The 22,374-nt window shown below is 73.2% G+C and carries 21 protein-coding genes and 1 pseudogene; 13 read left to right on the top strand and 9 right to left on the bottom strand.

All coding sequences use genetic code 11. The features are described from left to right. The first annotated feature begins 37 nt into the window (after positions 1 to 37). From alr to tsaE, 3 genes are read left to right on the top strand one after another with little or no spacing between them, the layout of a single operon-like run. Complete coding sequence (gene alr, locus ABD52_RS04720) at positions 38 to 1,156, top strand: alanine racemase (protein ID WP_030269390.1); 1,119 nt, start codon at positions 38 to 40, stop codon at positions 1,154 to 1,156. After that, positions 1,153 to 2,238 (top strand): alpha/beta fold hydrolase, encoded by a 1,086-nt coding sequence (locus ABD52_RS04715; protein ID WP_047890899.1) that lies wholly within the window; start codon positions 1,153 to 1,155, stop codon positions 2,236 to 2,238. Before alr ends, ABD52_RS04715 begins: the two co-directional genes overlap by 4 nt. Continuing rightward, complete coding sequence (tsaE, locus tag ABD52_RS04710) at positions 2,235 to 2,717, top strand: tRNA (adenosine(37)-N6)-threonylcarbamoyltransferase complex ATPase subunit type 1 TsaE (RefSeq protein ID WP_013288562.1); 483 nt, start codon at positions 2,235 to 2,237, stop codon at positions 2,715 to 2,717. Before ABD52_RS04715 ends, tsaE begins: the two co-directional genes overlap by 4 nt. Here tsaE and ABD52_RS04705 read toward each other — a convergent pair. Then, positions 2,714 to 4,108: a lipase family protein gene (locus ABD52_RS04705; RefSeq protein WP_082171210.1), complete on the bottom strand. Its 1,395-nt coding sequence runs from the start codon at positions 4,106 to 4,108 to the stop codon at positions 2,714 to 2,716. The genes tsaE and ABD52_RS04705 overlap by 4 nt on opposite strands. Before the next feature lie 181 nt (positions 4,109 to 4,289). Here ABD52_RS04705 and ung point away from each other — a divergent pair, with 181 nt between their 5' ends. Continuing rightward, positions 4,290 to 4,988, top strand: coding sequence for a uracil-DNA glycosylase (gene ung / locus ABD52_RS04700; protein WP_013288560.1), 699 nt, complete (start codon positions 4,290 to 4,292; stop codon positions 4,986 to 4,988). On the opposite strand, the gene ABD52_RS04695 is transcribed toward ung, so the two are convergent. Beyond that, positions 4,977 to 5,702: a helix-turn-helix domain-containing protein gene (locus ABD52_RS04695; RefSeq protein WP_047890897.1), complete on the bottom strand. Its 726-nt coding sequence runs from the start codon at positions 5,700 to 5,702 to the stop codon at positions 4,977 to 4,979. The two genes, ung and ABD52_RS04695, sit on opposite strands and share 12 nt — an antisense overlap. Positions 5,703 to 5,915: 213 nt before the next feature. On the opposite strand from ABD52_RS04695, the gene tsaB reads away from it, so the two are divergent. From tsaB to ABD52_RS04665, 6 genes are all read left to right on the top strand, one after another. Beyond that, positions 5,916 to 6,593, top strand: a complete 678-nt coding sequence (gene tsaB, locus ABD52_RS04690; RefSeq protein WP_013288558.1) for a tRNA (adenosine(37)-N6)-threonylcarbamoyltransferase complex dimerization subunit type 1 TsaB — start codon at positions 5,916 to 5,918, stop codon at positions 6,591 to 6,593. After that, positions 6,590 to 7,033, top strand: coding sequence for a ribosomal protein S18-alanine N-acetyltransferase (rimI, locus tag ABD52_RS04685; protein WP_013288557.1), 444 nt, complete (start codon positions 6,590 to 6,592; stop codon positions 7,031 to 7,033). The genes tsaB and rimI overlap by 4 nt, the downstream gene beginning before the upstream one ends. 5 nt (positions 7,034 to 7,038) lie before the next feature. Continuing rightward, entirely contained in the window at positions 7,039 to 8,085 is a 1,047-nt protein-coding gene (gene tsaD / locus ABD52_RS04680) for a tRNA (adenosine(37)-N6)-threonylcarbamoyltransferase complex transferase subunit TsaD (RefSeq protein ID WP_047890896.1), read from the top strand. A 17-nt stretch (positions 8,086 to 8,102) separates the two neighbouring features. After that, a complete protein-coding gene (locus tag ABD52_RS04675; protein WP_013288555.1) occupies positions 8,103 to 8,357 on the top strand; it encodes a hypothetical protein in 255 nt (84 codons plus the stop codon). Positions 8,358 to 8,427: 70 nt separating this feature from the next. Then, positions 8,428 to 10,134 (top strand): ABC transporter ATP-binding protein, encoded by a 1,707-nt coding sequence (locus ABD52_RS04670; protein WP_047890895.1) that lies wholly within the window; start codon positions 8,428 to 8,430, stop codon positions 10,132 to 10,134. Next, positions 10,131 to 11,900 carry an ABC transporter ATP-binding protein gene (locus tag ABD52_RS04665; RefSeq protein ID WP_047890894.1) on the top strand — a complete coding sequence of 590 codons (1,770 nt, stop codon included), beginning with the start codon at positions 10,131 to 10,133 and terminating at the stop codon, positions 11,898 to 11,900. The genes ABD52_RS04670 and ABD52_RS04665 overlap by 4 nt, the downstream gene beginning before the upstream one ends. A gap of 52 nt (positions 11,901 to 11,952) precedes the next feature. On the opposite strand, the gene ABD52_RS04660 is transcribed toward ABD52_RS04665, so the two are convergent. The 7 genes from ABD52_RS04660 to ABD52_RS04630 form a co-directional block, all read right to left on the bottom strand. Beyond that, positions 11,953 to 12,690: a DUF4142 domain-containing protein gene (locus tag ABD52_RS04660; RefSeq protein ID WP_047890893.1), complete on the bottom strand. Its 738-nt coding sequence runs from the start codon at positions 12,688 to 12,690 to the stop codon at positions 11,953 to 11,955. Between the two features lie 98 nt (positions 12,691 to 12,788). Beyond that, complete coding sequence (locus tag ABD52_RS04655) at positions 12,789 to 13,964, bottom strand: ROK family protein (protein WP_030269402.1); 1,176 nt, start codon at positions 13,962 to 13,964, stop codon at positions 12,789 to 12,791. Positions 13,965 to 13,995: 31 nt separating this feature from the next. Next, positions 13,996 to 15,255, bottom strand: coding sequence for a sugar ABC transporter permease (locus ABD52_RS04650; protein WP_047890892.1), 1,260 nt, complete (start codon positions 15,253 to 15,255; stop codon positions 13,996 to 13,998). After that, positions 15,252 to 16,064 carry an ATP-binding cassette domain-containing protein gene (locus ABD52_RS04645; RefSeq protein ID WP_013288549.1) on the bottom strand — a complete coding sequence of 271 codons (813 nt, stop codon included), beginning with the start codon at positions 16,062 to 16,064 and terminating at the stop codon, positions 15,252 to 15,254. Before ABD52_RS04645 ends, ABD52_RS04650 begins: the two co-directional genes overlap by 4 nt. Before the next feature lie 103 nt (positions 16,065 to 16,167). Then, entirely contained in the window at positions 16,168 to 17,271 is a 1,104-nt protein-coding gene (locus ABD52_RS04640) for a sugar ABC transporter substrate-binding protein (RefSeq protein WP_047890891.1), read from the bottom strand. 203 nt (positions 17,272 to 17,474) lie between these two features. Continuing rightward, entirely contained in the window at positions 17,475 to 17,954 is a 480-nt protein-coding gene (gene ybaK, locus ABD52_RS04635; RefSeq protein ID WP_013288547.1) for a Cys-tRNA(Pro) deacylase, read from the bottom strand. A 55-nt stretch (positions 17,955 to 18,009) separates the two neighbouring features. Further along, the gene (locus tag ABD52_RS04630) at positions 18,010 to 19,242 is read right to left on the bottom strand and encodes a methyltransferase domain-containing protein (RefSeq protein ID WP_047890890.1); all 1,233 of its coding nucleotides are present in this window, start codon (positions 19,240 to 19,242) and stop codon (positions 18,010 to 18,012) included. 254 nt (positions 19,243 to 19,496) lie between these two features. Here ABD52_RS04630 and groES point away from each other — a divergent pair, with 254 nt between their 5' ends. From groES to ABD52_RS04615, 3 genes and pseudogenes are all read left to right on the top strand, one after another. Beyond that, on the top strand, positions 19,497 to 19,811 hold the full coding sequence (gene groES / locus ABD52_RS04625) for a co-chaperone GroES (RefSeq protein WP_018222648.1): 315 nt from the start codon (positions 19,497 to 19,499) through the stop codon (positions 19,809 to 19,811). A 70-nt stretch (positions 19,812 to 19,881) separates the two neighbouring features. Then, positions 19,882 to 21,525 carry a chaperonin GroEL gene (groL, locus tag ABD52_RS04620; protein ID WP_013288545.1) on the top strand — a complete coding sequence of 548 codons (1,644 nt, stop codon included), beginning with the start codon at positions 19,882 to 19,884 and terminating at the stop codon, positions 21,523 to 21,525. 123 nt (positions 21,526 to 21,648) lie between these two features. Next, positions 21,649 to 22,374 (top strand): annotated as a pseudogene (locus tag ABD52_RS04615) (molybdopterin-binding oxidoreductase); the annotation flags it as partial.

Raw genomic sequence — 22,374 nt, 5'->3', positions numbered from 1 at the left:
CGGCGCTGATGATCACTGACGGAAGTAGGCTGAGGACATGTGGCAGTCGGAGGTGCGCGTCGACCTGGACGCGATCCGGGAGAACGTGACCCGGCTCAAGGCCGGCACCAGCGCCGAGCTGATGGCGGTGGTCAAGGGCGACGGGTACGGCCACGGCATGGTGCCGGCCGCCCGCGCGGCGCTCGACGCCGGGGCGGACCAGCTCGGCGTCTGCACGCTGGACGAGGCGCTGCGGCTGCGCGAGGAGGGCATCACCGCGCCGGTGCTGGCCTGGCTGCTCAGCCCCGGGCTGCCGCTGCACGACGGGATCACCGTCGGCGTCGACCTCGGCTGCGCCGGCCTCACCCAGCTCGACGAGATGATCCAGGCGAGCCGCCGGGCGGACCGCCCGGCCCGGCTGCACCTCAAGATCGACACCGGGCTGGCCCGGGGTGGCGCCACGGTCGCCGACTGGCCGGCGCTGCTGGAGGCCGCCGCGAAGGCCCAGGCCGACGGTCTGGTCGAGGTGGTCGGCGTGTGGAGCCACTTCGTGTACGCGGACTCGCCCGGTCACCCCACCACCGACCGCCAGCTCGCCGTGTTCCAGGAGGGGCTGGAGATGGTGACGCGTGCCGGTCTGCGTCCGCGCTACCGGCACCTGGCCAACTCGGCCGCCACGCTGACCCGGCCGGACACCCACTTCGACCTGGTCCGGCCCGGCATCGCCGTCTACGGCCTGTCGCCGGTCGCGGGCGAGCAGTTCGGTCTGCGTCCCGCCATGACCGCCCGCGCCCGGGTGATGCTCACCAAACGGGTGGCGGCCGGCACCGGCGTCTCCTACGGCCACACCTACCTCACCGAGCAGGAGGCCAACCTCGCGGTGGTGCCGCTCGGCTACGCCGACGGAGTGCCGCGGCACGCCTCCAACACCGGCCCGGTGCAGCTCGCCGGCAAGCGCCGGACCATCTCCGGGCGGGTCTGCATGGACCAGTTCGTGGTCGACTGCGGCGACGACGAGGTGACCGACGGCGACGTGGCGACGCTGTTCGGCAGCGGCGCGGACGGCGAGCCCACCGCCGACGACTGGGCCGAGGCGGTCGGCACCATCAACTACGAGATCGTGACCCGCTTCGGCGGTGTGCGCGTGCCCCGCGTCTACGACGGCGAGCACGCATGAGTGTCCGGTTGCCGCGACCGCGTACCGCCGCCGGCAAGGTGGCCGGGCTGGTCGGCGCCGCCGTCGGCGTTGCCGCCGCCGGGCTCGCGGCGGGCGTGGTCAGCGAGCGGGTGCTGGTCCGCCGGCTCAAGAACGACCCCACCGACCGGTACGCCGACGAGGTCTTCGGTGAGCAGCGTTACGACGAGGCGCACCGGCTGGAGATGCCGGACGGCACCGACATCCACGTCGAGGTGGTCGAGCCGACCCGCCCTGTCGCAGGGCACCCGACTGTGGTGCTGGTGCACGGGTTCTGCCTGGACATGGGCACGTTCCACTTCCAGCGCAAGCGGCTCGCCGAGCGCGGCGACTACCGGGTGGTCGCGTACGACCAGCCGGGGCACGGCCGTTCCGGCCGGCTGGAGAGCGGCGAGTACGACCTGACCGCGCTGGGCCACACGCTGCGCCGGGTGCTCGACGAGGTGGCCCCGGACGGCCCGCTGGTGCTGGTCGGGCATTCGATGGGCGGCATGACGATCATGGCGCTGGCCGAGCTGTACCCGGAGATGTTCGGTGACCGCGTGGTCGGCACCGTGCTGATGGCCACCTCGGGCGGCCTCGCGGCGGAGACCAAGCTGGTGGCGCCCGCGCTGCTCGGCCGCGTCGGCTCGCCGGTGCTCTACATGATGAGCAACGCCACCCGGTACGGCGGGACCGTGATCGACCGGGCGCGCCGGTCGACGTCGAACGTGGCCTGGCTGCTCACCCGCAAGTACGGCTTCGGCACGTCGAAGCCGAGCCCGGCCCTGGTGTCGTACGTCGAGATGATGAACTCGCGCACCTCGGCCGACACGGTCACCCGCTACCTACGCACGATCGCCACCCACTCCCGGTTCCCGGCGCTTGCGGCGCTGGCCGGCACGCCGGTGCTGGTGATCGTGGGCGACAAGGACATGATCACGCCGGTGACGCACTCCGAGGAGATCGTCCGGCGGCTGCCGCACGCCGAGTTCGTGAAGATCAACGACAGTGGGCACGTGGTGATGCTGGAGCACGCCGACGAGGTGAACGTGGCGCTGGAGAGGTTCCTGGACTCGCTATGACAGTGGTCGTGGAGCTGAAGACGGTCGACGACACCCACGAGTTCGGGCGGCGGCTGGCCGGGGTGCTGCGGGCCGGTGACCTGCTGCTGCTCAGTGGCCCGCTCGGCGCCGGCAAGACCGCGCTGACCCAGGGCATCGGCGCCGGCCTCGGCGTACGCGGGGACATCACCTCGCCCACCTTCGTCATCGCCCGGGTGCACCGGCCCGACCCGGCGCGGGGCGGCCGGGTGACGCTCGTGCACGCCGACGCGTACCGCCTGGGTGAGGCCGCCGACCCGCGCGCGGAGATCGACGACCTCGACCTGGACGCCTCGGTGGACGAGGCGGTCACCGTGGTGGAGTGGGGCGAGGGGATGGTCGAGCAGCTGGTCGACGCGCACCTGCGGGTACGCATCGACCGCCGCGACGACGACACCCGGGCGGTCACGCTGGAGCCGGTCGGCGGCGACTGGGCCGCCCGGGTCGCCGAACTGTCCTAGGGCTGAAGGGGCATCGTCCAGCAGTTGGAGTAGGCGGTGCGCCCGGCGAGCCGGTCGGTCAGCCAGGCCACCGCGTCGCCCTGGTCGGTGATGAGCGGCGCCAAGTGGTTGGTGAGGAGCTTGTCACCGAGGTTGGGCAGGCTGACGGCCTGGTAGGTCACGTTGGCGCCCTTGCGGCACCAGTCGACCGCCAGTTGACGGGCCTGCCGGTGGGGCACGATGTCGTCCTGGACGCCGGTCGCCACGCGTACCGGCCCGGCGGGCTTGAGCGTGCCGATGCGCTGCCGGTCGAGGACGGCGGCTGCCTCGGGCGAGGCGGCGATGACAGCGGTGAGGGACCGGCCGCCGGTGATCCACCTGCTGCTCTTGGTGAACGCGTACCGGAGGATGGCGTCACCGACGCACATGGTCGAGGTGTCGGTGAGCGCCGCCCGGCCGGCGTCGTTGACGTTCGCCTCGATGACGTCCCGCACCGCCGGGTCGGACTGGGCGAAGCCGTTGAGCGACCAGCCCAGCGCCCCGGCCAGCGCGCTGCCGTCGATGCCGCCGATGACGGCGGTCAGGTCGGCCGGCGGCGCGCCGACGTAGGTGCCGGCCAGCGGCACGTCGGGCGCGTAGGTGGGCTGGAGTTCGGCGGCTGCGGCGCTGGCGCCGCCACCCTGGCTGTAGCCGTACAGACCGACGCGGGACCGGTCGGTGACCGACGCGCCCGGCACGGTGCGGGCGGCGCGGGCCGCGTCGAGCAGGGCACGTCCCTCGTCGAGGCGGTTGACGTACGTGTGCAGCCGGTCGGTCGCGCCCAGCCCGACGTAGTCGGTGACGACGACCGCGGCGCCGGTGGCGAGGAGGCGGTAGATCGCCAGGGCCTCGTAGCCGACGGACAGGGTGTCGCCGGTGAGGGTGAGCGGGTGTTGCAGGGCGAACGAGGGCGCGCACTGGTCGCCCTGCCCCATCGTGCCGGAGGCGACGGCGACCAGCGGGCGCGGGCCGGCGCCCCGCCACGCCGCCGACGGTTCGATGTAGGCGCCGGTCACGCCGACGGCCCGGCCGTTGGAGTCGGTGGACCGGTACATCAGGCGGGTGGCGGTGCCGGGCATCGGGCGGCCGTCGAGCCCGGGGATGCTGAGCCCGAGCGGCAGCGGCTCGGTACGGATCAGCGTGCCGTTGGTGGCGGGCAGGTCGGCGGGCGGGTGGTAGAAGGCGGGGATCGTCACGCCGCGGGAGACCACCGGCGTGGTGCCGTCGGCGGCTGCGGCTGCGGCTGCGGCTGCGCCGGATCCGGCCAGGTAGGTGGCTGCCGCCGCGGCGACGGCCAGCATCCGGAGGCCGATCGCGCGACGGGGGGAGAGGGCGGCGGAGGGCGTGCGGGGACGGGTGTTTCTCCTGCTCACGGGCACTCCTAGCGAGCATCGATGGTGGTGGATGCAAGCTAGCAGTGGCGGTGTGGCGTAAGTAACTTGCCAGTAGGTTACGCTCCGGTAACTTTTCCCGTCCAGTACCCGGCCCTGCCGCCGCCCGGGAGTGTCGGTCGCGGCTGGTAAGAAGATGGCGACCGACGAGGAGAGGTTGCCGATGCCCGACGCCCCCACCCTGGACCTGCCGGCGCTGCTGCCGGAGGCCTGGCGTGCCGTGCTCACCCCCCACCTGGATCCGGCCCGCACCGCGGCGCTGGCCGAGTTCGTCGCCCGGGAGTACGCGACCGCCACGGTCTTCCCGCCGCTGGAGGACCTCTTCTCCGCCTACCGGCTGTGCGGGCCGGCCGACACCCGGGTGCTGATCCTCGGGCAGGACCCGTACCACAAGGCGGGCCAGGCGCACGGGTTGAGCTTCAGCGTGCGCGAGGGGGTGGCGGTGCCGCCGTCGCTGCGCAACGTCTTCAAGGAGCTGGGCGAGGACCTGGGTGTGCCGAAGCCGCGCAGCGGCAACCTCGACGGCTGGGCCGCGCAGGGCGTCCTGCTGCTCAACTCGGTGCTGACGGTCCGGCAGGCCACGCCCGGCTCGCACGCCAACAAGGGCTGGGAGGAGTTCACCGACGCCACCATCCGGGCGCTCGACGCGCTCGACCAGCGCGTGGTCTTCCTGCTCTGGGGCGGCTACGCGCGCAAGAAGGCGGCGCTGGTGACCAACCCGCAGCACGTGGTGCTGGAGGCCGGGCACCCGAGCCCGATGAACCCGCGCGGCTTTCTCGGCAGCCGCCCGTTCAGCGCCGCGAACAAGGCGCTGGCCGACGCGGGGCTGCCCACCGTCGACTGGGAGCGCTCAGCCGGCTGACCCGCCCGGCGCCTCGCCCGCCGCGGCGAGGCGCCGGCGGTACCGGGACAGCAGCTCGGCCGTGCGCCGGTCGGTCACCTCCACCTCGACCAGCGGCTCGACCGGGTACGTACGTTCACCGAGGCGGACCTCGATGGGCTCGGGCAGTTCCTCGCACATCCGGGCCCGCAGCTCGCCGTAGCGGGTCAGCCAGCGGTGCTCGCCCGGCTCTTCGGGCTCCGTGTGGATGCCGCCCCACACCTGCCATCGAGCGTCCCAGCGCTGCGCGTAGATCCGATCGAGGAGCGCGCTGAACTGCGGCGAGTCCCGCCAGCGCACCGCAATCTCGACCGCGTCCACCGGCAGCGGCGCGCCCTGCAGCAGCGCCGCCATGCCGCCCGACAGCACGTACGGCAGGTCGCCCAGGGCGTCCATGATCCGGTCCAGCCGGAGGACTTCGATCCGCTCGGCAAGCACCGTCCCGGCCATCTCGTCCAGCGCGGCGTCCAGGTGGCTGTCCAGCGGCTCGACCTCGATCCGCAGTTGCCGGCCGAGCGCGGCGAGCAGGCGTTCCGCGGCGGTCAGGCTCGGCAGCCGGTCGCCGCGTTCGATCCGGGCGATGGCGGCCTGACTGAGCCCGGACCGGGCGGCCAGAGCCTGCTGGGTGAGCCCTGCCTGCTCGCGTTCACGCCGCAAGGTCCGGGCGATTTCTCGAACGAGGCGACTCTCCGTCATCTCCGGAGAATGGCAGTCCTCTTCTTGGCCTTATGCCCCTGAGTCATATTTATGACCCAGAGGCATAAGGCTCTCACCTCTTCTCTCTGATCCGGGCGCTACGCATCGTGACCGGGCGAGCGGCGAGGGCGTGCCGGGAGCGTGCCGGGAGCGTGCCGAGGGCGTGCCGGGGGCGGACGGGGCGGACGGAGCGGACGGCTAGGCTGGCTTACCGTGCTGGTACTCGTGGTGGACTCCTCGACGCCCGCGGTGACCGCGGCCCTTGCCGAGGTCTCGGCGGACGGCGTCGCGGTCCGCGCGTCCCGGTGCACCGTCGACGCCCGCGCCCACGGCGAGCTGCTCGCGCCGCAGGTCGACGCCGTGCTGGCGGACGTCGGTGCACGGCCCGCCGACCTGGCCGCTATCGTCGCCGGCCTCGGCCCGGGCCCGTTCACCGGGCTGCGCGTCGGGCTGGTCACCGCCGCCACCATGGGTCAGGTGCTCGGCGTACCCACGTACGGCGTCTGCTCGCTGGACGGGCTCGGCCACCCGGCGGCCGCCGGCGAGCCGGTGCTGGCGGCGAGCGACGCGCGGCGCCGGGAGATCTACTGGGCCGTCTACGACGGCGCCGGCCGGCGCCTGGCCGGGCCGGAGGTGGCCGCCCCGGCGGTGGTCGCCGAGCGGGCGCGCGACCTTGCGGTCACCGTCGCGGTCGGCGACGGCGCGCACCGGTACGCGGACGTGCTGGGGCTGCCGGTACGCGACGAGCCGCGCTACCCGGACCCGCTGGCGCTGGCCCGTCTCGCCGCGCCGCGGATCCGCGCGGGCGCGCCCGGCGAGACGCTCACCCCGCTCTACCTGCGTCGCCCGGACGCGGTCGCGGCCACCGGCCACAAGCCGGTCCTGCCATGAGGCTGGGCCGGTTCCGCTGGTGGCACATCGACGAGGTGCTGCCCATCGAGGCGGACCTCTTCGGCGCCGAGCAGTGGTCGGCGGCGATGTTCTGGAACGAACTCGCCAACGGGCACTTCTACCTGGTCGCCACCGACGACGACGGCGCCGTCCTCGGCTACGCCGGGCTGGCCGTGTCCCCGCCCGACGAGGCGTGGGTGCAGAACGTCGCGGTCCGCCGGGACGCCCACCGCCGGGGGATCGGCCGGCTGCTGCTGGAGGCGCTGCTCGCCGAGGCGGCCCGGCGCGGCGCCCGCAGCACGCTGCTGGAGGTCGCCGCGGACAACGCGCCCGCGCAACGGCTCTACGCCACCTACGGGTTCGAGCCGATCGGCGTGCGGCGCGGCTACTACCAACCGAGCAACACCGACGCGCTGGTCATGCAGCGCAACGAGGACTGACGCGCATGGCTGACGAACCCCTGATCCTCGGCATCGAGACCTCCTGCGACGAGACCGGCGTGGGCATCGTGCGCGGGCACACGCTGCTCGCCGACGCGCTCGCCTCCAGCGTCGAGGAGCACGCCCGGTTCGGCGGCGTGGTGCCCGAGGTGGCCAGCCGCGCCCACCTGGAGGCCATCGTGCCGACCATGGACCGGGCGCTGCGCGAAGCCGGCGTCACCCTCGCCGACATCGACGCCATCGCCGTGACCTCCGGGCCGGGCCTGGCCGGCGCGCTGCTCGTCGGGGTCGCCGCCGCCAAGGGGTACGCGGTCGCGGCGGAGAAGCCGGTGTACGGCGTGAACCACCTCGCCGCACATGTGGCGGTGGACACGCTCGAACACGGCCCGCTGCCCGAGCCCGCGATCGCGCTGCTGGTCTCCGGCGGGCACTCGTCGCTGCTGCGCGTCGACGATCTGGCCCGCGACGTGGTCCCGCTCGGCGCCACCATCGACGACGCCGCCGGCGAGGCGTTCGACAAGGTGGCCCGGCTGCTCGGGCTGCCGTTCCCCGGCGGGCCGTACATCGACCGCGAGGCGCGCGCCGGTGACCCGGCGTCGATCGCCTTCCCGCGCGGGCTGACCGCGGCGAAGGACCTGGTCGGACACCGGTACGACTTCTCCTTCTCCGGCCTGAAGACGGCTGTCGCCCGCTGGGTGGAGGCGCGGCAGCGGGCCGGTGAGCCGGTGCCGGTCGCCGACGTGGCGGCATCCTTCCAGGAGGCGGTCTGCGACGTGCTCGTCGGCAAGGCGATCGACGCCTGCCGCAGCAGCGGCATCGACACGCTGGTCATCGGCGGCGGAGTGGCGGCCAACTCCCGGCTGCGGGCGATGGCCGAGCAACGGGCCGGCAGGCACGGCATCCGGGTGCGTACGCCCCGGCCGAAGCTCTGCACGGACAACGGCGCGATGGTGGCCGCGCTCGGCTCCCACCTGGTCGCCGCGGGCGTCGCGCCGAGCCGGCTGGACCTGCCGGCCGACTCGGCGATGCCGCTGACAGTGGTCAGCGTGTGAGCGGGGAGGGGACCGACATGATCGTCCGCATGTGGGAGGCCAAGGCCGAGCCGTACGGCTTCGCCGACCTGATCACCTGGGTCTGCGAGACCGCGCTGCCCGAGTTCGAGCACGACCCGATGCACGTCTCCAGCGAGGTGTTCTCCTCCACCGACCACCGGCTGGTGGTCGTCTCCAAGTGGCGGAACAGCCCTCGGGAGCTGCCCGAGCCGCCGGCGCGCCTGATCGCCCGCCCGCCGCACAGCTGGGACTTCACGCAGGTCGACCGCTGACGCGAGGGTCGTCACGACCGCCGGAATTGGTTGGCGCGCGGGTCGCCCCGGCACCTAGCGTCGGTGCGCCATGCGCTTCTCACCGGCCGGCGATCCCGGCACCCCCGACGCGCGGTCGGCCACCCGATATCTCGTGTGGCTCGCCGGGCGACATCCCGTCATCTTCGGCGCCGGGCTCGCGCTCGGCGTGATCTGGATGCTGGCCCAGGCGCTGGTGCCGGCCGTGCTCGGCCGCGCCGTGGAAGCCGGCCTGGCCCAGCGCGACCCGGACGCGCTGGTGCGCTGGAGTCTGGCCCTGCTCGGGCTGGGTCTGGTGCAGGCCGTCGCCGGGATCCTGCGCCACCGCTGCGCGGTGCACAACTGGCTCGGCGCCGCCTACCGCACCGTGCAGGTCACGGTGGACGCCACGAACCGCCTCGGCGCGGCGCTGCCCCGGCGGGTCGCGGCGGGCGAGGTGGTGAGTATCGGCACCGCCGACATCGAGCACATCGGCAGCGCCATCGACATCACCGCCCGGGGCGCCGGCTCGGTGGTCGGCATCGTCACCGTGGCGGTGATCCTGCTCAGCGCCTCCCAGCCGCTCGGCCTCGTGGTGGTGCTCGGGGTGCCGCTGCTGATGGCGCTCGTGGCGTTGCTGATCCGCCCGCTGCACCGGCAGCAGGCCGCGTACCGGGACTCGACCGGCCGGCTCACCGCCCGGGCCGCGGACATCGTCTCGGGCCTGCGCGTGCTGCGCGGAGTCGGCGGCGAGCCGGTGCTGTCCGAGCGCTACCGGCAACGCTCGCAGGCGTTGCGCGCGGACGGGCTGCGGGTGGCGCGGGTCGAGTCGCTGTTGCAGGCGGCGCAGATCCTGCTGCCCGGCGTCTTCGTGGTGCTGGTGACCTGGCTGGGCGCCCGGTTCGCGCTGCGCGGCGAGATCAGCGCCGGCGAGCTGGTCTCGTTCTACGGCTACACCGCGTTCCTGGTCAGCCCACTGCGCAACCTCACCGAGGCGGCCGACAAGCTGACCCGGGGACACGTCGCGGCCCGCCGGGTCGTCCGGTTGCTGCGGCTCGCGCCGGAGTTCACCGACCCGGCCACCCCGGTGCCGGTGCCGGCCGGGCCGGGCGAGCTGGCGGACGTACGTTCCGGACTGGTGCTGCGACCGGGCCGGCTGACCGCGCTGGCCGCCGCCACCCCGCAGGACGCCACCGAGATCGCCGACCGGCTCGGCCGGTACACCGACGGGGACGTCACGCTGCACGGCGTACCGCTGCGGGACGTGGCGCTGGCGACGGTGCGGGAGCGGATCCTGGTGGCCGACAACGACGCGCAGCTGTTCAGCGGCGTGCTGCGCACGGAGCTTGACCCGCACGACCGGGCCGAACCCGGCGCCGTGGCGGCGGCGCTGGCCGCGGCGAGTGCCACCGACATCGTCGAGGCGCTGCCCGGCGGCCTGGACGGCGAGGTCGCCGAACGCGGCCGGGAGTTCTCCGGCGGGCAGCGGCAACGGCTGCGGCTGGCCCGCGCGCTCGTCGCCGACCCGGAGACGTTGATCCTGGTCGAGCCGACCAGCGCGGTGGACGCGCACACCGAGGCGCGCATCGCCGAACGGCTCGGCCCGGCCCGCCGCGGCCGCACCACGCTCGTCTGCACCACGAGCCCGCTGGTGCTCGGTCACGCCGACCACGTGGTCTTCGTCGAGGACGGCAAGGTCGTCGCCGAGGGCCGGCACGAGGAACTGCTCGCCGGCGAGCCGCGCTACGCCGCCACGGTGAGCCGGGAGGAGGACCGATGAGCAACGCGCTGCCCGTCGCCGACATCGCCCAGGTCCGCCGGTACGTGCGCGAGCTGATCCGCCGTCACCCGCGTGGCCTGGCCGTCGCGCTCGGCCTGCACGCGCTCGCCGCCGGCGCCGGGCTCGTCGCCCCGCGCCTGCTCGGTGACCTGGTGGAGGGGATCTCCCAGGGCATCGCCGCGACGACTGTGGACCGGGTCGTGGCGGCCATCGCCGCGTTCGTGGTGGTGCAGGCGGTGCTGGTCCGCTTCGCGCACCTGGCCTCGGCCCGGCTCGGTGAGCGGGTGCTCGCGGAGCTGCGGGAGGAGTTCGTCGACCGGGTGCTCGCGCTGCCGCTCGCCACTGTGGAGCGGGCCGGCACCGGCGATCTGCTCACCCGCACCTCGCGGGACGTCGCCGCGCTGTCCCGCACGGTCCGGTTCGCCGGGCCGGAGACGCTCATCGCCGCGCTGACCGTGCTGCTGATCCTGGGCGCGCTGGTGCTGACCGGCCCGCTGCTGGCGCTGCCCAGCCTGCTGGCGGTGCCGGTGCTGTGGGCCGGCACCCGCTGGTACCTGCGCCGCGCGCCGCAGGGCTACCTGCGGGAGAACGCCGCCTACTCGGACATCACCGACGGGATCAGCGAGACGGTCGAGGGGGCGCGGACCACCGAGGCGCTGCGGCAGGCGGCCCGTCGCCGGGCCCGCGGCGACGCGGACATCAGCCGGTCGTACGCGGCCGAGCGCTACACGCTCTATCTGCGGACAGTGTTCTGGCCGGTGGCCGAGTTCGGCTACCTGGTGCCGATGGTGGCGACCCTGCTCATCGGCGGCTGGTTCCACCTGAAGGGCTGGGCCAGCCTCGGCCAGGTCACCGCCGCCACGCTCTACGCCCAGCAGCTCACCGACCCGATCGAGCGGCTGCTCGGCTGGCTGGACGAGTTCCAGGTCGGAGGCGCCTCGCTGGCCCGGCTGCTCGGGGTGGCCGCCGAACCGGACGAGCGCGCCAAGGCATTCGCCACGCCGGACGAGCGCGCCGCCGCTCCGGGCAGTGCGGGCGGCGCGGGCCGGCTCGCCGCGCACGACGTCCGGTACGCGTACCGCCCGGGTCACGACGTGCTGCACGGCGTGACGCTGGAACCCCGGCCGGGGGAGCGGCTCGCGATGGTCGGCCCGTCCGGGGCGGGCAAGTCGACGCTGGGCCGGCTGCTGGCGGGCGTGCACGCGCCGAGCGCCGGCACTGTGACAGTGGACGGCCGGCCGCTCGCCGGAATGCCCCTGGCCGAGCTGCGTACCCATGTCGCGCTCGTCAGTCAGGAGCACCACGTGTTCATCGGGACGCTCGCCGACAACGTGGCGATGGTCCGGCCGGACGCCGACCCGGCTCGGGTACGCGCGGCGCTGGCCGCGGTCGACGCGCTGGACTGGGCGCTGGCCCTGCCGGACGGGCTCGACACGGCGGTCGGGGCGGGCGGCCACCCGCTCACCCCCGCGCAGGCGCAGCAGCTCGCGCTGGCCCGGCTGGTGCTCGCCGACCCGCACACGCTGGTGCTGGACGAGGCCACCTCGCTGATCGACCCGCGGGCGGCCCGGGCACTGGAACGGTCGCTGGCAGCGGTGCTGCACGGCCGTACCGTCGTCGCCATCGCGCACCGGCTCTTCTCCGCGCACGACGCGGACCGCGTGGCGGTGGTCGCCGACGGGCGGATCACCGAGCTGGGATCACACGACGATCTGGTCGCGGCCGGTGGCTCGTACGCCGCGCTGTGGCGCTCCTGGCACGGCTGAGAACGCGCGACGGGCCCCGGCACACGTGCCGGGGCCCGCTCGACGGCCGGGGTCACGTGCGGCGGGTCAGCCGCCAGGTCGCGTACCCGCCGGTGCCGAGCGCGATCAGGAACACCGCCCACACCACACCGGTGCCCACCTGGAGTCCACCGCCGCTGCCCACGTTGGCCTGGGCGGCGGCGACGAGCGAGTCGCTCTGCGCGGGCGGCAGCGCGGCCGGCGGCAACTGCTGCCAGCGCACCAGCCCGGTGCTCTCCAGCATGGTCATGTGGTCGTTGACGAACGTGTTGGCGTCCTCGGCCAGCTTGCGCACGATCGGGTCGCGGGTGCTGGCCCGGACCGCGCCGATCACCGGGAAGATCTTGCCGTGGGCGACCCGCAGCCGGGTGACGAAGATCTGGTCGAACCGGGCGCCGGTGGCGTTCTGCATCTCGGTCAGCCACCCCTTCTGCTCGGCCGTCGGATCCGTCGGCAGGGTGGCGCCCAGCTTGTTCGCGGCCTCGACCACCAGCTGGTCCAGCTCCGCGTGCTGCTTGGCGATCTCCGCGCCGACCTCGCGTACCCGGGCGGACTGGCCCTTCTCGGCCGCCATCTGCCCGGCCGGCATCTCCCACAGCCCGGCCAGCCGTACGCCGTTGAGCAGCGTCATGTCGGCGGCGTTCATCTGCACGCCGGGGTTGGGTGCGGCCTGTGCCGTCCCGGGAATGACGCCGATCCCCGCGCCCAGCGCGGCGAGCAGCAGTACCACCCGGTGCGCCAGCTTGCGGCGTGCGGATTCCAGCGATGCCATGGTTGCGGTGCCTCCTCGGTCCGGACCGGTACGCGGGGTCGTGGACGGCCGCGCAAGCCGGCCGCCCGTCCGCACACTGGTACGGATCGGCGGGCCGATCAGTTCAGCGGGTCGGCGAGGAGTCGTTCGAACGCCAGCTCGGCGGCGCCGATCAGGGCCGCGTCGCCACCGAGCTTCGGGGTACGCAGCCGTACGTGCTCCAGGCACGCGGGCAGCCCGTTGGAGTTGAGCCGGCTGCGTACCTGCGCCGCGGAGGCCAGGTAGAGGTCACGCATCGTGCCGCCGAAGATGACCATCTCCGGGTTGAAGATGTTCACCAGGTTCGCGACGCCGAAGCCGAGCCAGTCGCCGGCCTGCCGTACCGCGGTCTGGGCGCGGGCGTCGCCGCGGTCGGCGGCGTCGAAGACGGCGAGCAGGGCGTCCCGGCCACGCGCCTCGGACCGGCCGGCGGCGCGCAGCAGCCCGTGCTCGCCGATCTCGGTCTCCCAGCAGCCGCGCCGGCCGCAGTCGCAGCGCACCCCGTCGCGGACCACCACCATGTGGCCGACCTCGCCGCCGTAGCCGCCGTGCCCTCTCAGCCGCCGGCCCCCGGCGATGATGCCCGCGCCCACGCCGACGTCGCCGTAGATGTAGATGACGTTGTCGCAGCCGACCGCCGCGCCGCGGGCGTGCTCGGCGTACGCGGCCACGTCGGCCACGTTGCCCACCGTGATCGGTACGTCTATCCCCAGCTCGACGGCGAGCGCCGCACCGATCGGCTCGTCCACCCAGCCGGTGGTGGGGCTGAGCCGGACCAGCCCGTCCTCCCGGCGGACCATGCCGCACACGGCCACCCCGGCGCCGACGCAGATCGCATCCGGCGGCACCGACTGGTGCATCTCCTTGACCGCGCCGGCGAGCAGCGGGGCGGCCTCCCCGGCGACCAGGTTGCGCGGCCGGTCCATCTCCCGGCGGTCGAGCACCTCACCGCCGAGCCCGACCCGCGCGGCCCGCAGCCGGTCCACCTCGACGCTGTACGCGTACGCGTAGACCCGCCCCGACTCGGGCCGGACGACGAGTGACGGTCGTCCGGCCCGGCCGGTCTCCTTCGGCGTCCCCTCGCTGACCAGACCGGCGCCGGCCAGGTCCGCGGTCAGCGCGCCGATGGTGCTGCGGTTGAGGCCGAGCGCTGTGGTCAGCTCGGCCCGCGTGGTGGCGCCGTGGACGTGTACATAGCGGAGCAATGCGCCCAGGTTCTGCCGACGGATCTCGTCCTGACTGGGGCCCGCGCGCATTGCCACTGCCATGGTGTTCCCGTACCCCGGGTCAGCGCGTGCCGGTGGCGGCGGCCCGCCGACGCGACAGCGCGTCGATGGTCGCCGCGGCGAGCAGCACCACGCCGGTGACCACGAACTTGACGCCCGAGCTGTATCCCATCAGTCCCATACCGTTGTCGATGACCGCCACCACTGCGCCACCGAGCACGGCGTCGAGGATCCGGCCCTTGCCGCCGAAGAGGCTGGTGCCGCCGATCACCGCCGCGCCCACGGCGTAGAGCAGTACGTTACTGCCCCCGGTGTTGGGGTCGACCGAGTTGGCCCGGCTGGCGGCCACGATGCCGCCGATCGCGGCCATCGAGGAGCAGATGATGAACACGGAGATGCGGATCCGGTCGACGTTGATGCCGGCCCGGCGGGCCGCCTCGGCGTTGCCGCCGACCGCGTAGATGTGCCGCCCGTAGCTGGTGCGCTGGAGCACGAACGTCCAGACGACGAGCAGGATCGCGATGATCGGCACCACGATCGGCACGCCCTTGAGCGAGACGACGAGCACGTTGCGGCTGCGCTCCAGGTTGAGCACGTAGACCGCCACGCCGAGGATCACGGCCAGACCGGCGATCCGCGCGGCGACCACCGCGATCGGGTCGGTGAGCAGGCCGCGGGCGGCACGGTTGCGGTGCCGCAGCAACTGCACGGCCGCGTACCCGACGACGGCGACGGCTGCGAGCGACCAGCCCAGCACGGGCGAGAGGTTGCGGTTGGCGATCGCGACGAGCACGTCGTCCCGGACCGCGATGTTGGCGCCCTCGTCCATGAGCGTCAGCACCACGCCCTGAAAGGCCAGGAACCCGGCGAGCGTGACCACGAAGGAGGGGATGCCGACCTTGGCGACCAGCAGGCCCAGCACGGTGCCGATCACCACACCGGTGACGACGGCGGAGAGCACCGCCACGTACCAGGGGTAGCCGAGCACTGTCACCACGTTGGCCAGGATCGCGGCGCAGACGCCGCTGGCGAAGCCGGCGGAGAGGTCGATCTCGCCGAGCAGCAGGACGAAGACCAGACCCATCGCGATGAGCGTGACCGCCGCGCCCTGGGTGAACAGGTTCGCCAGGTTGCCGGCGGTGAAGAACGACGGGCGGGCGATCGAGAAGCCCACCGCCAGCGTCACGAGCATGACCACAGCGGGGAGCGCACCGATGTCGCCGCCGCGTACCCGGCGCCAGTAGTTGTTCACGTGGCTGCCGACGGTCGGTGTCGGGGTGACGCCGGCCGGGCCTTCCTTCTTCACGACGATGGCGGTCATCGGACGGCTCCTGGAGTGGTGTCGGCGGGCGCGGCGCCGTTGCCGCCCGGCTCGCCGGTGAGGCCGAGGCTGCCGGAGCGGCCGGCGGTGATCAGCTCGACCACCTGCGAGTGGGTGATGTCGGTGGTCTTCACCTGGGCGACCATCTGGCCGAGGTAGAGCGCGGCGATCCGGTCGGAGACGGCGAAGACGTCGTTCATGTTGTGCGAGATGAGCACCACGGCCAGGCCGTTGTCGGCCAGCCGGCGGACCAGCTCCAGCACCTGGGCGGTCTGCGCGACGCCGAGTGCGGCGGTCGGCTCGTCCAGGATGACGAGCCGGCTGTTCCAGAGCACGGCCTTGGCGATGGCCACGGTCTGCCGCTGGCCGCCGGAGAGGCTGGCCACGTGCTGGCGCAGCGACTTCACGGTGCGCACGCTCAGGCCGGCGAGCGTCTCGGCGGCCATCTGCTCCATGGTCGGCTCGTCGAGCACGATGCCGCTGCGCTTCTCCCGGCCGAGGAACATGTTCTGCACGATGTCGAGGTTGTCGCAGAGCGCGAGGTCCTGGTAGACGACCTCGATCCCGAGCGCGGCGGCGTCCCGAGGGCTGTTGATGGTCACCGGGCGGCCGTCGAAGACGAACTCGCCGGCATCGGTGGGGTGGATGCCACTGATGCACTTCACCAGGGTCGACTTGCCGGCGCCGTTGTCGCCGACCAGCGCGGTCACCTCGCCGGCGTGCGCGGCGAAGGCGACGTCACGCAGCACCTGGACGGGACCGAAGCTCTTGTCGATCCCGCGTAGCTCCAGCAGGGGGGTTGCGGACACGGGGTTCTCCTTTGGGCGGAGGGAGGTCTCGGATCCCGTCCGGCGCGGGCGCCGCCCGGCACGGGAAACCCCGTGCCGGGCGGCGCCGCCTGAGGCGGGTGGGTCAGCTCACGCCGGCGTCGGTGCAGAGCTTCGCGAAGGCACCGGTGCAGAGCTCTTCCTTGGTGACGTATCCGTCGGCCACCACGTCCTTGACGTTGTCCTTGTAGATGGCCTTGGGCTCCAGCAGCACCGACGGCACGTCCCGGCCGCCCTCCGGGTCCTTGACCGTCTGGCCGGTGTCCTTCGGCTCACCCTTGGCGAGCGCGATGGCCAGCTCGGCGGCGGCGTCCGCCTCCTTCTTGACCGCCTTGTAGACAGTCATGCACTGGTCACCGGCGAGGATGTTCTGCAGGCCCTCCTTGGTGGCGTCCTGACCGGTCACCGGAACCTTGCCGTTGAGCTTGTTCTTCTTCAGCACCGAGATGGCCGCGTTGCCGAGACCGTCGTTGGCGGCGAGCACGCCGTCGATCTTGCCGCCGGCCTTGGTCAGCTGCTGCTCGAAGATCGTGGCGGCCTGCGCGTTGTCCCAGGCCGGCACCGAGTCGTCGGCGACCTTGGTGTACTCCTTCGAGTCGAACTTCGGCTTGAGCACCGAGTCGTACCCGTTCTTGAACAGGGTGGCGTTGTTGTCGGTCGGCGAGCCGTTGAGGTACGCGATCGACGGGTTCTTGACGCCCTTGTCGGTCAGGCACTTGCTCAGGCCCTCGCCCTGGAGCTTGCCGACCGCCTCGTTGTCGAAGCTGACGTAGTACTGGGCGGAGCCGCCCAGGGTCAGCCGGTCGTAGTCGATGGTCGCGACGCCCTGCGACTTGGCCTTGTCGAGCACGGCTTTGCCGGTGCCGGAGTCCAGGTTGACGATCATCAGGACGTTGACGCCGTTGGTGATCATCTGGTCGGCGATGGTCTGGAACGCGGTCTTGTCGTTCTGCGCGTTCTGGATGTCGGACTCGACGCCGGCCGCGTCGAACGCCGCCTTGAGGTACTTGCGGTCCGCGCCCTCCCAGCGGGCGGAGGACTTGCTGTCCGGCAGGATCACGCCGATCTTCGGCTTCTTGGCGTTGGAGCCGCCGGCCTCGTCGGAAGAACCGCCGTTGTCACCGCAGGCGGCCATGCTGCCGGTCGCGAGAAGACCGACGGCCGCGAAGGTGAGGAAGCCCTTGCGCATGTGCAGGGTCCTTTCGGAGGTGGGGGAGTGGTGATGTTTTGTTGTGCCCGGCAACGTATTCCCCGCTTCCCATGCGCCGCAAGACTGCCGAGGTCAGAAGTTTGTTGGCGGCGGTAACAATTCAGCAACGCGGTTGTCACCCGCGGGACACCGCCGGGAGAGCGCGTTCCGGAAACGCTCCCATACGTACCGTCACGAGCCGCTCAGGCAGTGGCGATCGACGCCGTCGTCGCCCCGGTGAGCGCCACCAGATCCGTCGGCGCGAGCTGCACCTGCAACCCCCGGCGACCCGCCGAGACGTACACCGTCGGGTGCGTCAGCGCGGAGGCGTCGATGACAGTCGGTAGCCGCTTGCGCTGCCCGAGCGGGCTGATGCCGCCGCGGACGTATCCGGTCGCGCGCTCCGCCGTCGTGCGCTCCGCCATCGTCGCCCGCTTGCCGCCGGCCGCGGCGGCGAGCGCCTTCAGGTCCAGCTCGCCGGTCACCGGCACCACCGCCACCGTCAGCCCGCCGTCGACCTCGGTGACGAGCGACTTGAACACGCGCTCCGGCGCCACGCCGAGCGCGGTCGCCACGAGCGCGCCGTAGTTCGGCGCGTCCGGCGAGACGTCGTAGGTGTGGGTGCTGTGGGCGATCTTCCGCTTGCTCAGCAACGCGATCGCCGGAGTGCCAGGGCCCGCCACGGGCTCAAGCTAACCCGCGCGCCGCGACACCGCGAGCCGGAAACGTGAGCCGGGGTCAACCGCCGGGCGGAACCGGCCGGCAGACGAGCACAGTGGGGTCGCCGGCCACCCGGGTCAGCGCCAGACCGGCCGCCTCGTCGCCGGACAGCCGCAGGTCGCGGCGCAGCTTCTCCGGCTCCAGCGCCGAGCCGCGCTTACGGATCTCGACCCGGCCGACGCGCCGCTCCCGCAGCAGGGCGCGCAGCCGCTTCAGCGAGAACGGCAGCACGTCGGTGATCTCCAGGCAGCGGGCGAACGGCGTGGGCCGGGCCTCGTCGGCGTACAGGTAGGCGATCGACGGGTCGGCGAGCGTGGCGTCGAGGTCGGCGGCCAGCTCGGCGACCAGGTGCGCGCGCACCACCGCCGGGTCCGGGTCGTAGAGGAACCGCCGCACCGGTCCCACCGGCGCCTCCTGCGCACCGGTCCCGGTGAGGTGATAGGAAGGGCCCCTTTTGCTACCGGAGGCGTTAAGAAGGGGCCCTTCCTTCTCGCGCAGCAGGGTGGCGCGGCGTGGGACCTCGGCCAGCTCGCCGCACCAGAGCGCGGCCTCGACCAGGTCGCCGTCCACGCTCACCCACTCCGCCTCGGCGCCGGCCGGGATCAGCGCGTGGTCCAGCCCGGGCGCCACCTTCACCACTGTGCGCGGCACGCGCGCGGCCAGGCCGGTGACGAAGTCCCACGGCGGCGAGTAGGCGTTCGGGTCGAACACACGCCGCCCGGTGCCGGCCCGCCGCCGCGCCGGATCGCAGAACACGGCGTCGACCCCTGTCGCGTCGAACGCCGTGGCGTCACCGCGCTCGACAGTCACCAGGTCGGCCAGCCCGGCCGCCTCGGCGTTCGCGGCGGCCATCGCGGCGGTCACCGGGTCGGCCTCCACCGCGTACACCCGGATGCCGGCGCGGGCCGCGGCGAGCGCGTCGGCCCCCAGCCCGCACCCCAGGTCGGCCAGCGTGGTCACACCCGTGGCCCGCAGCCGCGCGGCGCGCCGGTCGGCGACCGCGCGGCGGGTGGCCTGCTCCAGCCCGGCCCGGGTGAGGAACATCCCGGCCGCCGCCGCGCCGAACTTGCCGGCGGCCCGGCGGCGCAGCTCCGCCTGGGTGAGTGCGGCCGCCGCGAGCCCGCCGGGAATCCCGGCCGAACGCAGCGCGGCCGCCGCCGCCAGCGGGTCGCCGCCGGCCACCCGTTCGGCCGCGGCGAGCGCGGCCGACCCCTCGGGGGTACGCAGCGCGGTGAGCTGGTCGAGATCCACGCGCTCATTCTCCCGGCCCGGTTCCGGCGCGACACGGAGGGCGACGCGTTGGCACTCTCCTTGACGGAGTGCTAGCCGAGGAATAACCTGCGATTAGCACTCTCACCCTGAGGGTGCCAACGCCCGAGCCTCGTGCCCGGGGGTTGAGCGCCAGGCGGACCGGCACCCGCGACGACGGCCCCGCCCGGTGGCATGTGGCAGATTGACGCTGGTCGGCATGCCGGCCGGCAACGACACCAAGTACCCGGGAGGGTATGCCCGTGACTACCGCGACCAAGGTTGCGATCAAGCCGCTCGAGGACCGCATCGTGGTCCAGGCGAACGAGGCCGAGACCACCACCGCCTCGGGCATCGTGATCCCCGACACCGCCAAGGAGAAGCCGCAGGAGGGCACCGTCCTCGCTGTCGGCCCGGGCCGGATCGACGACAAGGGCAACCGCGTGCCGATCGACGTGAAGGTCGGCGACACCGTCCTCTACTCGAAGTACGGCGGCACCGAGGTCAAGTACGCCGGCGAGGAGTACCTGGTGCTCTCCGCCCGCGACGTCCTCGCGGTCATCGAGAAGTAAGCAACCGATCAGTGTCGTTGCCCCGGTCCGGCTCGCCGGGCCGGGGCGACGTCGCTTCGAAGGGATACTGATGGCGAAGATCCTCAGCTTCTCGGACGACGCCCGGCACCTGCTCGAGCACGGTGTCAACGCCCTCGCGGACGCGGTGAAGGTCACCCTCGGCCCGCGCGGGCGCAACGTCGTCCTGGACAAGAAGTTCGGTGCGCCCACGATCACCAACGACGGCGTGACCATCGCCAAGGAGATCGAGCTCACCAACCCGTACGAGAACCTCGGCGCGCAGCTGGTCAAGGAGGTGGCGACCAAGACCAACGACGTCGCCGGCGACGGGACCACCACCGCCACCGTGCTGGCCCAGGCCATGGTCCGCGAGGGCCTGCGCAACGTGGCCGCCGGCACCAACCCGACCGGCCTGAAGCGAGGCATCGACGCGGCGGCCGCCAAGGTCTCCGAGGCGCTGCTCGGCAAGGCCGTCGAGGTCGCCGGCAAGGAGTCGATCGCGCACGTCGCGACCGTCTCCGCGCAGGACGCCGCCATCGGCGACCTGATCGCCGAGGCGATGGAGAAGGTGGGCCGCGACGGCGTCATCACCGTCGAGGAGGGCTCCGCGCTCACCACCGAGCTGGAGGTGACCGAGGGTCTCCAGTTCGACAAGGGCTTCATCTCGCCGAACTTCGTCACCGACCTGGAGGCGCAGGAGGCGGTCCTGGAGGACCCGTACATCCTGATCACCACCCAGAAGATCTCGGCGATCGAGGAGCTGCTGCCGCTGCTGGAGAAGGTTCTCCAGAACAACAAGCCGCTGCTCATCGTCGCCGAGGACGTCGAGGGCCAGGCCCTGTCCACGCTCGTGGTCAACGCGCTGCGCAAGACCGTCAAGGTCTGCGCCGTCAAGGCCCCCGGCTTCGGCGACCGCCGCAAGGCGATGCTCCAGGACATGGCGATCCTGACCGGCGCCGAGCTGGTCGCCCCGGAGCTGGGCTACAAGCTCGACCAGGTCGGCCTGGAGGTGCTCGGCACCGCCCGTCGCGTCGTGGTCGACAAGGAGAACACCACAGTCGTCGACGGTGGCGGGCAGGCCTCCGAGGTCGCCGACCGGGTCGCGCAGATCCGCAAGGAGATCGAGGCCTCCGACTCCGAGTGGGACCGGGAGAAGCTGGCCGAGCGGCTGGCGAAGCTCTCCGGCGGCATCGCCGTGATCAAGGTCGGCGCGGCCACCGAGGTCGAGATGAAGGAGCGCAAGCACCGCATCGAGGACGCCATCGCCGCGACCAAGGCCGCGGTCGAGGAGGGCACGGTCCCGGGTGGCGGTGCCGCCCTGGCCCAGATCCTGCCGGCGCTCGACGATGACCTGGGCTTCACCGGTGACGAGAAGGTCGGCGTCTCGATCGTGCGCAAGGCGCTCGTCGAGCCGCTGCGCTGGATCGCCCAGAACGCCGGCCACGACGGCTACGTGGTGGTGCAGAAGGTCGTCGCCCAGGACTGGGGTCACGGCCTCGACGCCGCCACCGGCGAGTACGTCGACCTGGCCAAGTCCGGCATCATCGACCCGGTGAAGGTGACCCGCAACGCGGTCAGCAACGCCGCCTCGATCGCGGGCCTGCTGCTCACCACCGAGAGCCTCGTGGTGGAGAAGCCGGCCGAGCCGGAGCCGGCCGCCGGTGGGCACGGCCACTCGCACGGTCACGGCCACCAGCACGGCCCGGGCTTCTGACCCGACCGCACGGCCCGACGTCAGGGCACACCGCCGACCCGGTGGTGTGCCCTGACGCGTATGCCCTTACGGAACGCTGACGACATTGGCAGCCGGGCCGGCGGGTCGACCAGACTGGACGCCGTGAGCACCCTCTCCCGCCGCCGCGCGGCACTGGCCGGTGTCGTCGCCGCCGTGGTGGCACTCGGTACCGCCGAGCCCGTGGCGGTCCTGACCGGTCCCCGGTCCGCGCCGCTCGTCGCCGTCGGCGGACTCGTCGTCGACCTGGTGCCCGAGCCGGTCAAGCAGTTCGCCATCGACGTCTTCGGCACGTACGACAAGATCGCCCTGCTGGTCGGGACGGCGCTGCTGCTGGCCGCCTTCGGGGCGCTGCTCGGCCTGGCGGCGGCCCGGCGGCTGGTGGTCGGCCTGGCCGGCGTCGCCGCGTTCGCCGTGCTCGGTGTCGCGGCCGCGCTGACCCGGGCCGGCGCGAACGCGTTCGACGCGCTGCCCTCCCTGGTCGGCGGCGGACTCGGCGCGCTGACGCTCTGGGCGTTCGTGGCCGGACCGCTGGGCGCCGGCCCGGCACGCCGGGAGCAGGCCGGGCGCGACCGGGCCGACGCGGCGGACCGGCCGCCGTCGACGCCGCCTCCGGCGGTCGCCGCGCTTGCGGGGGAGGAGAAGACCCCGGGCGGCTGGGAGCCGGTACGGCACGACGATGACGCGGAGTCGCGGCGGCGGTTCCTGCGCGGCGCCGGGCTGCTCACCGGCGCTGCGGCGGTGGCCGGGCTGGGCGGGCACTGGCTGGCCGGGCGGCGGGGCGTGTCGGCGGCCCGGGAGGCGGTGACGCTGCCCGCCCCGGCCAGCCAG

Origin of the sequence: Micromonospora sp. RV43 (assembly GCF_001029515.1) — a bacterium.
Classification (GTDB): Bacteria; Actinomycetota; Actinomycetes; order Mycobacteriales; family Micromonosporaceae; genus Micromonospora; species Micromonospora aurantiaca.
Note: the sequence above shows the minus strand (reverse complement) of the source record. Positions and strands in the feature narration are given on the sequence as shown.

What these genes read in the sequence shown, in the direction of transcription:
- alr (WP_030269390.1), top strand. Translation starts at nt 38, where the DNA reads ATGTGGCAGTCGGAGGTGCGCGTCGACCTGGACGCGATCCGGGAGAAC.
- ABD52_RS04715 (WP_047890899.1), top strand. Translation starts at nt 1,153, where the DNA reads ATGAGTGTCCGGTTGCCGCGACCGCGTACCGCCGCCGGCAAGGTGGCC.
- tsaE (WP_013288562.1), top strand. Translation starts at nt 2,235, where the DNA reads ATGACAGTGGTCGTGGAGCTGAAGACGGTCGACGACACCCACGAGTTC.
- ung (WP_013288560.1), top strand. Translation starts at nt 4,290, where the DNA reads ATGCCCGACGCCCCCACCCTGGACCTGCCGGCGCTGCTGCCGGAGGCC.
- ABD52_RS04695 (WP_047890897.1), bottom strand. Translation starts at nt 5,702, where the DNA reads ATGACGGAGAGTCGCCTCGTTCGAGAAATCGCCCGGACCTTGCGGCGT.
- rimI (WP_013288557.1), top strand. Translation starts at nt 6,590, where the DNA reads ATGAGGCTGGGCCGGTTCCGCTGGTGGCACATCGACGAGGTGCTGCCC.
- tsaD (WP_047890896.1), top strand. Translation starts at nt 7,039, where the DNA reads ATGGCTGACGAACCCCTGATCCTCGGCATCGAGACCTCCTGCGACGAG.
- ABD52_RS04675 (WP_013288555.1), top strand. Translation starts at nt 8,103, where the DNA reads ATGATCGTCCGCATGTGGGAGGCCAAGGCCGAGCCGTACGGCTTCGCC.
- ABD52_RS04670 (WP_047890895.1), top strand. Translation starts at nt 8,428, where the DNA reads ATGCGCTTCTCACCGGCCGGCGATCCCGGCACCCCCGACGCGCGGTCG.
- ABD52_RS04665 (WP_047890894.1), top strand. Translation starts at nt 10,131, where the DNA reads ATGAGCAACGCGCTGCCCGTCGCCGACATCGCCCAGGTCCGCCGGTAC.
- ABD52_RS04660 (WP_047890893.1), bottom strand. Translation starts at nt 12,690, where the DNA reads ATGGCATCGCTGGAATCCGCACGCCGCAAGCTGGCGCACCGGGTGGTA.
- ABD52_RS04655 (WP_030269402.1), bottom strand. Translation starts at nt 13,964, where the DNA reads ATGCGCGCGGGCCCCAGTCAGGACGAGATCCGTCGGCAGAACCTGGGC.
- ABD52_RS04650 (WP_047890892.1), bottom strand. Translation starts at nt 15,255, where the DNA reads ATGACCGCCATCGTCGTGAAGAAGGAAGGCCCGGCCGGCGTCACCCCG.
- ABD52_RS04640 (WP_047890891.1), bottom strand. Translation starts at nt 17,271, where the DNA reads ATGCGCAAGGGCTTCCTCACCTTCGCGGCCGTCGGTCTTCTCGCGACC.
- groES (WP_018222648.1), top strand. Translation starts at nt 19,497, where the DNA reads ATGCCCGTGACTACCGCGACCAAGGTTGCGATCAAGCCGCTCGAGGAC.
- groL (WP_013288545.1), top strand. Translation starts at nt 19,882, where the DNA reads ATGGCGAAGATCCTCAGCTTCTCGGACGACGCCCGGCACCTGCTCGAG.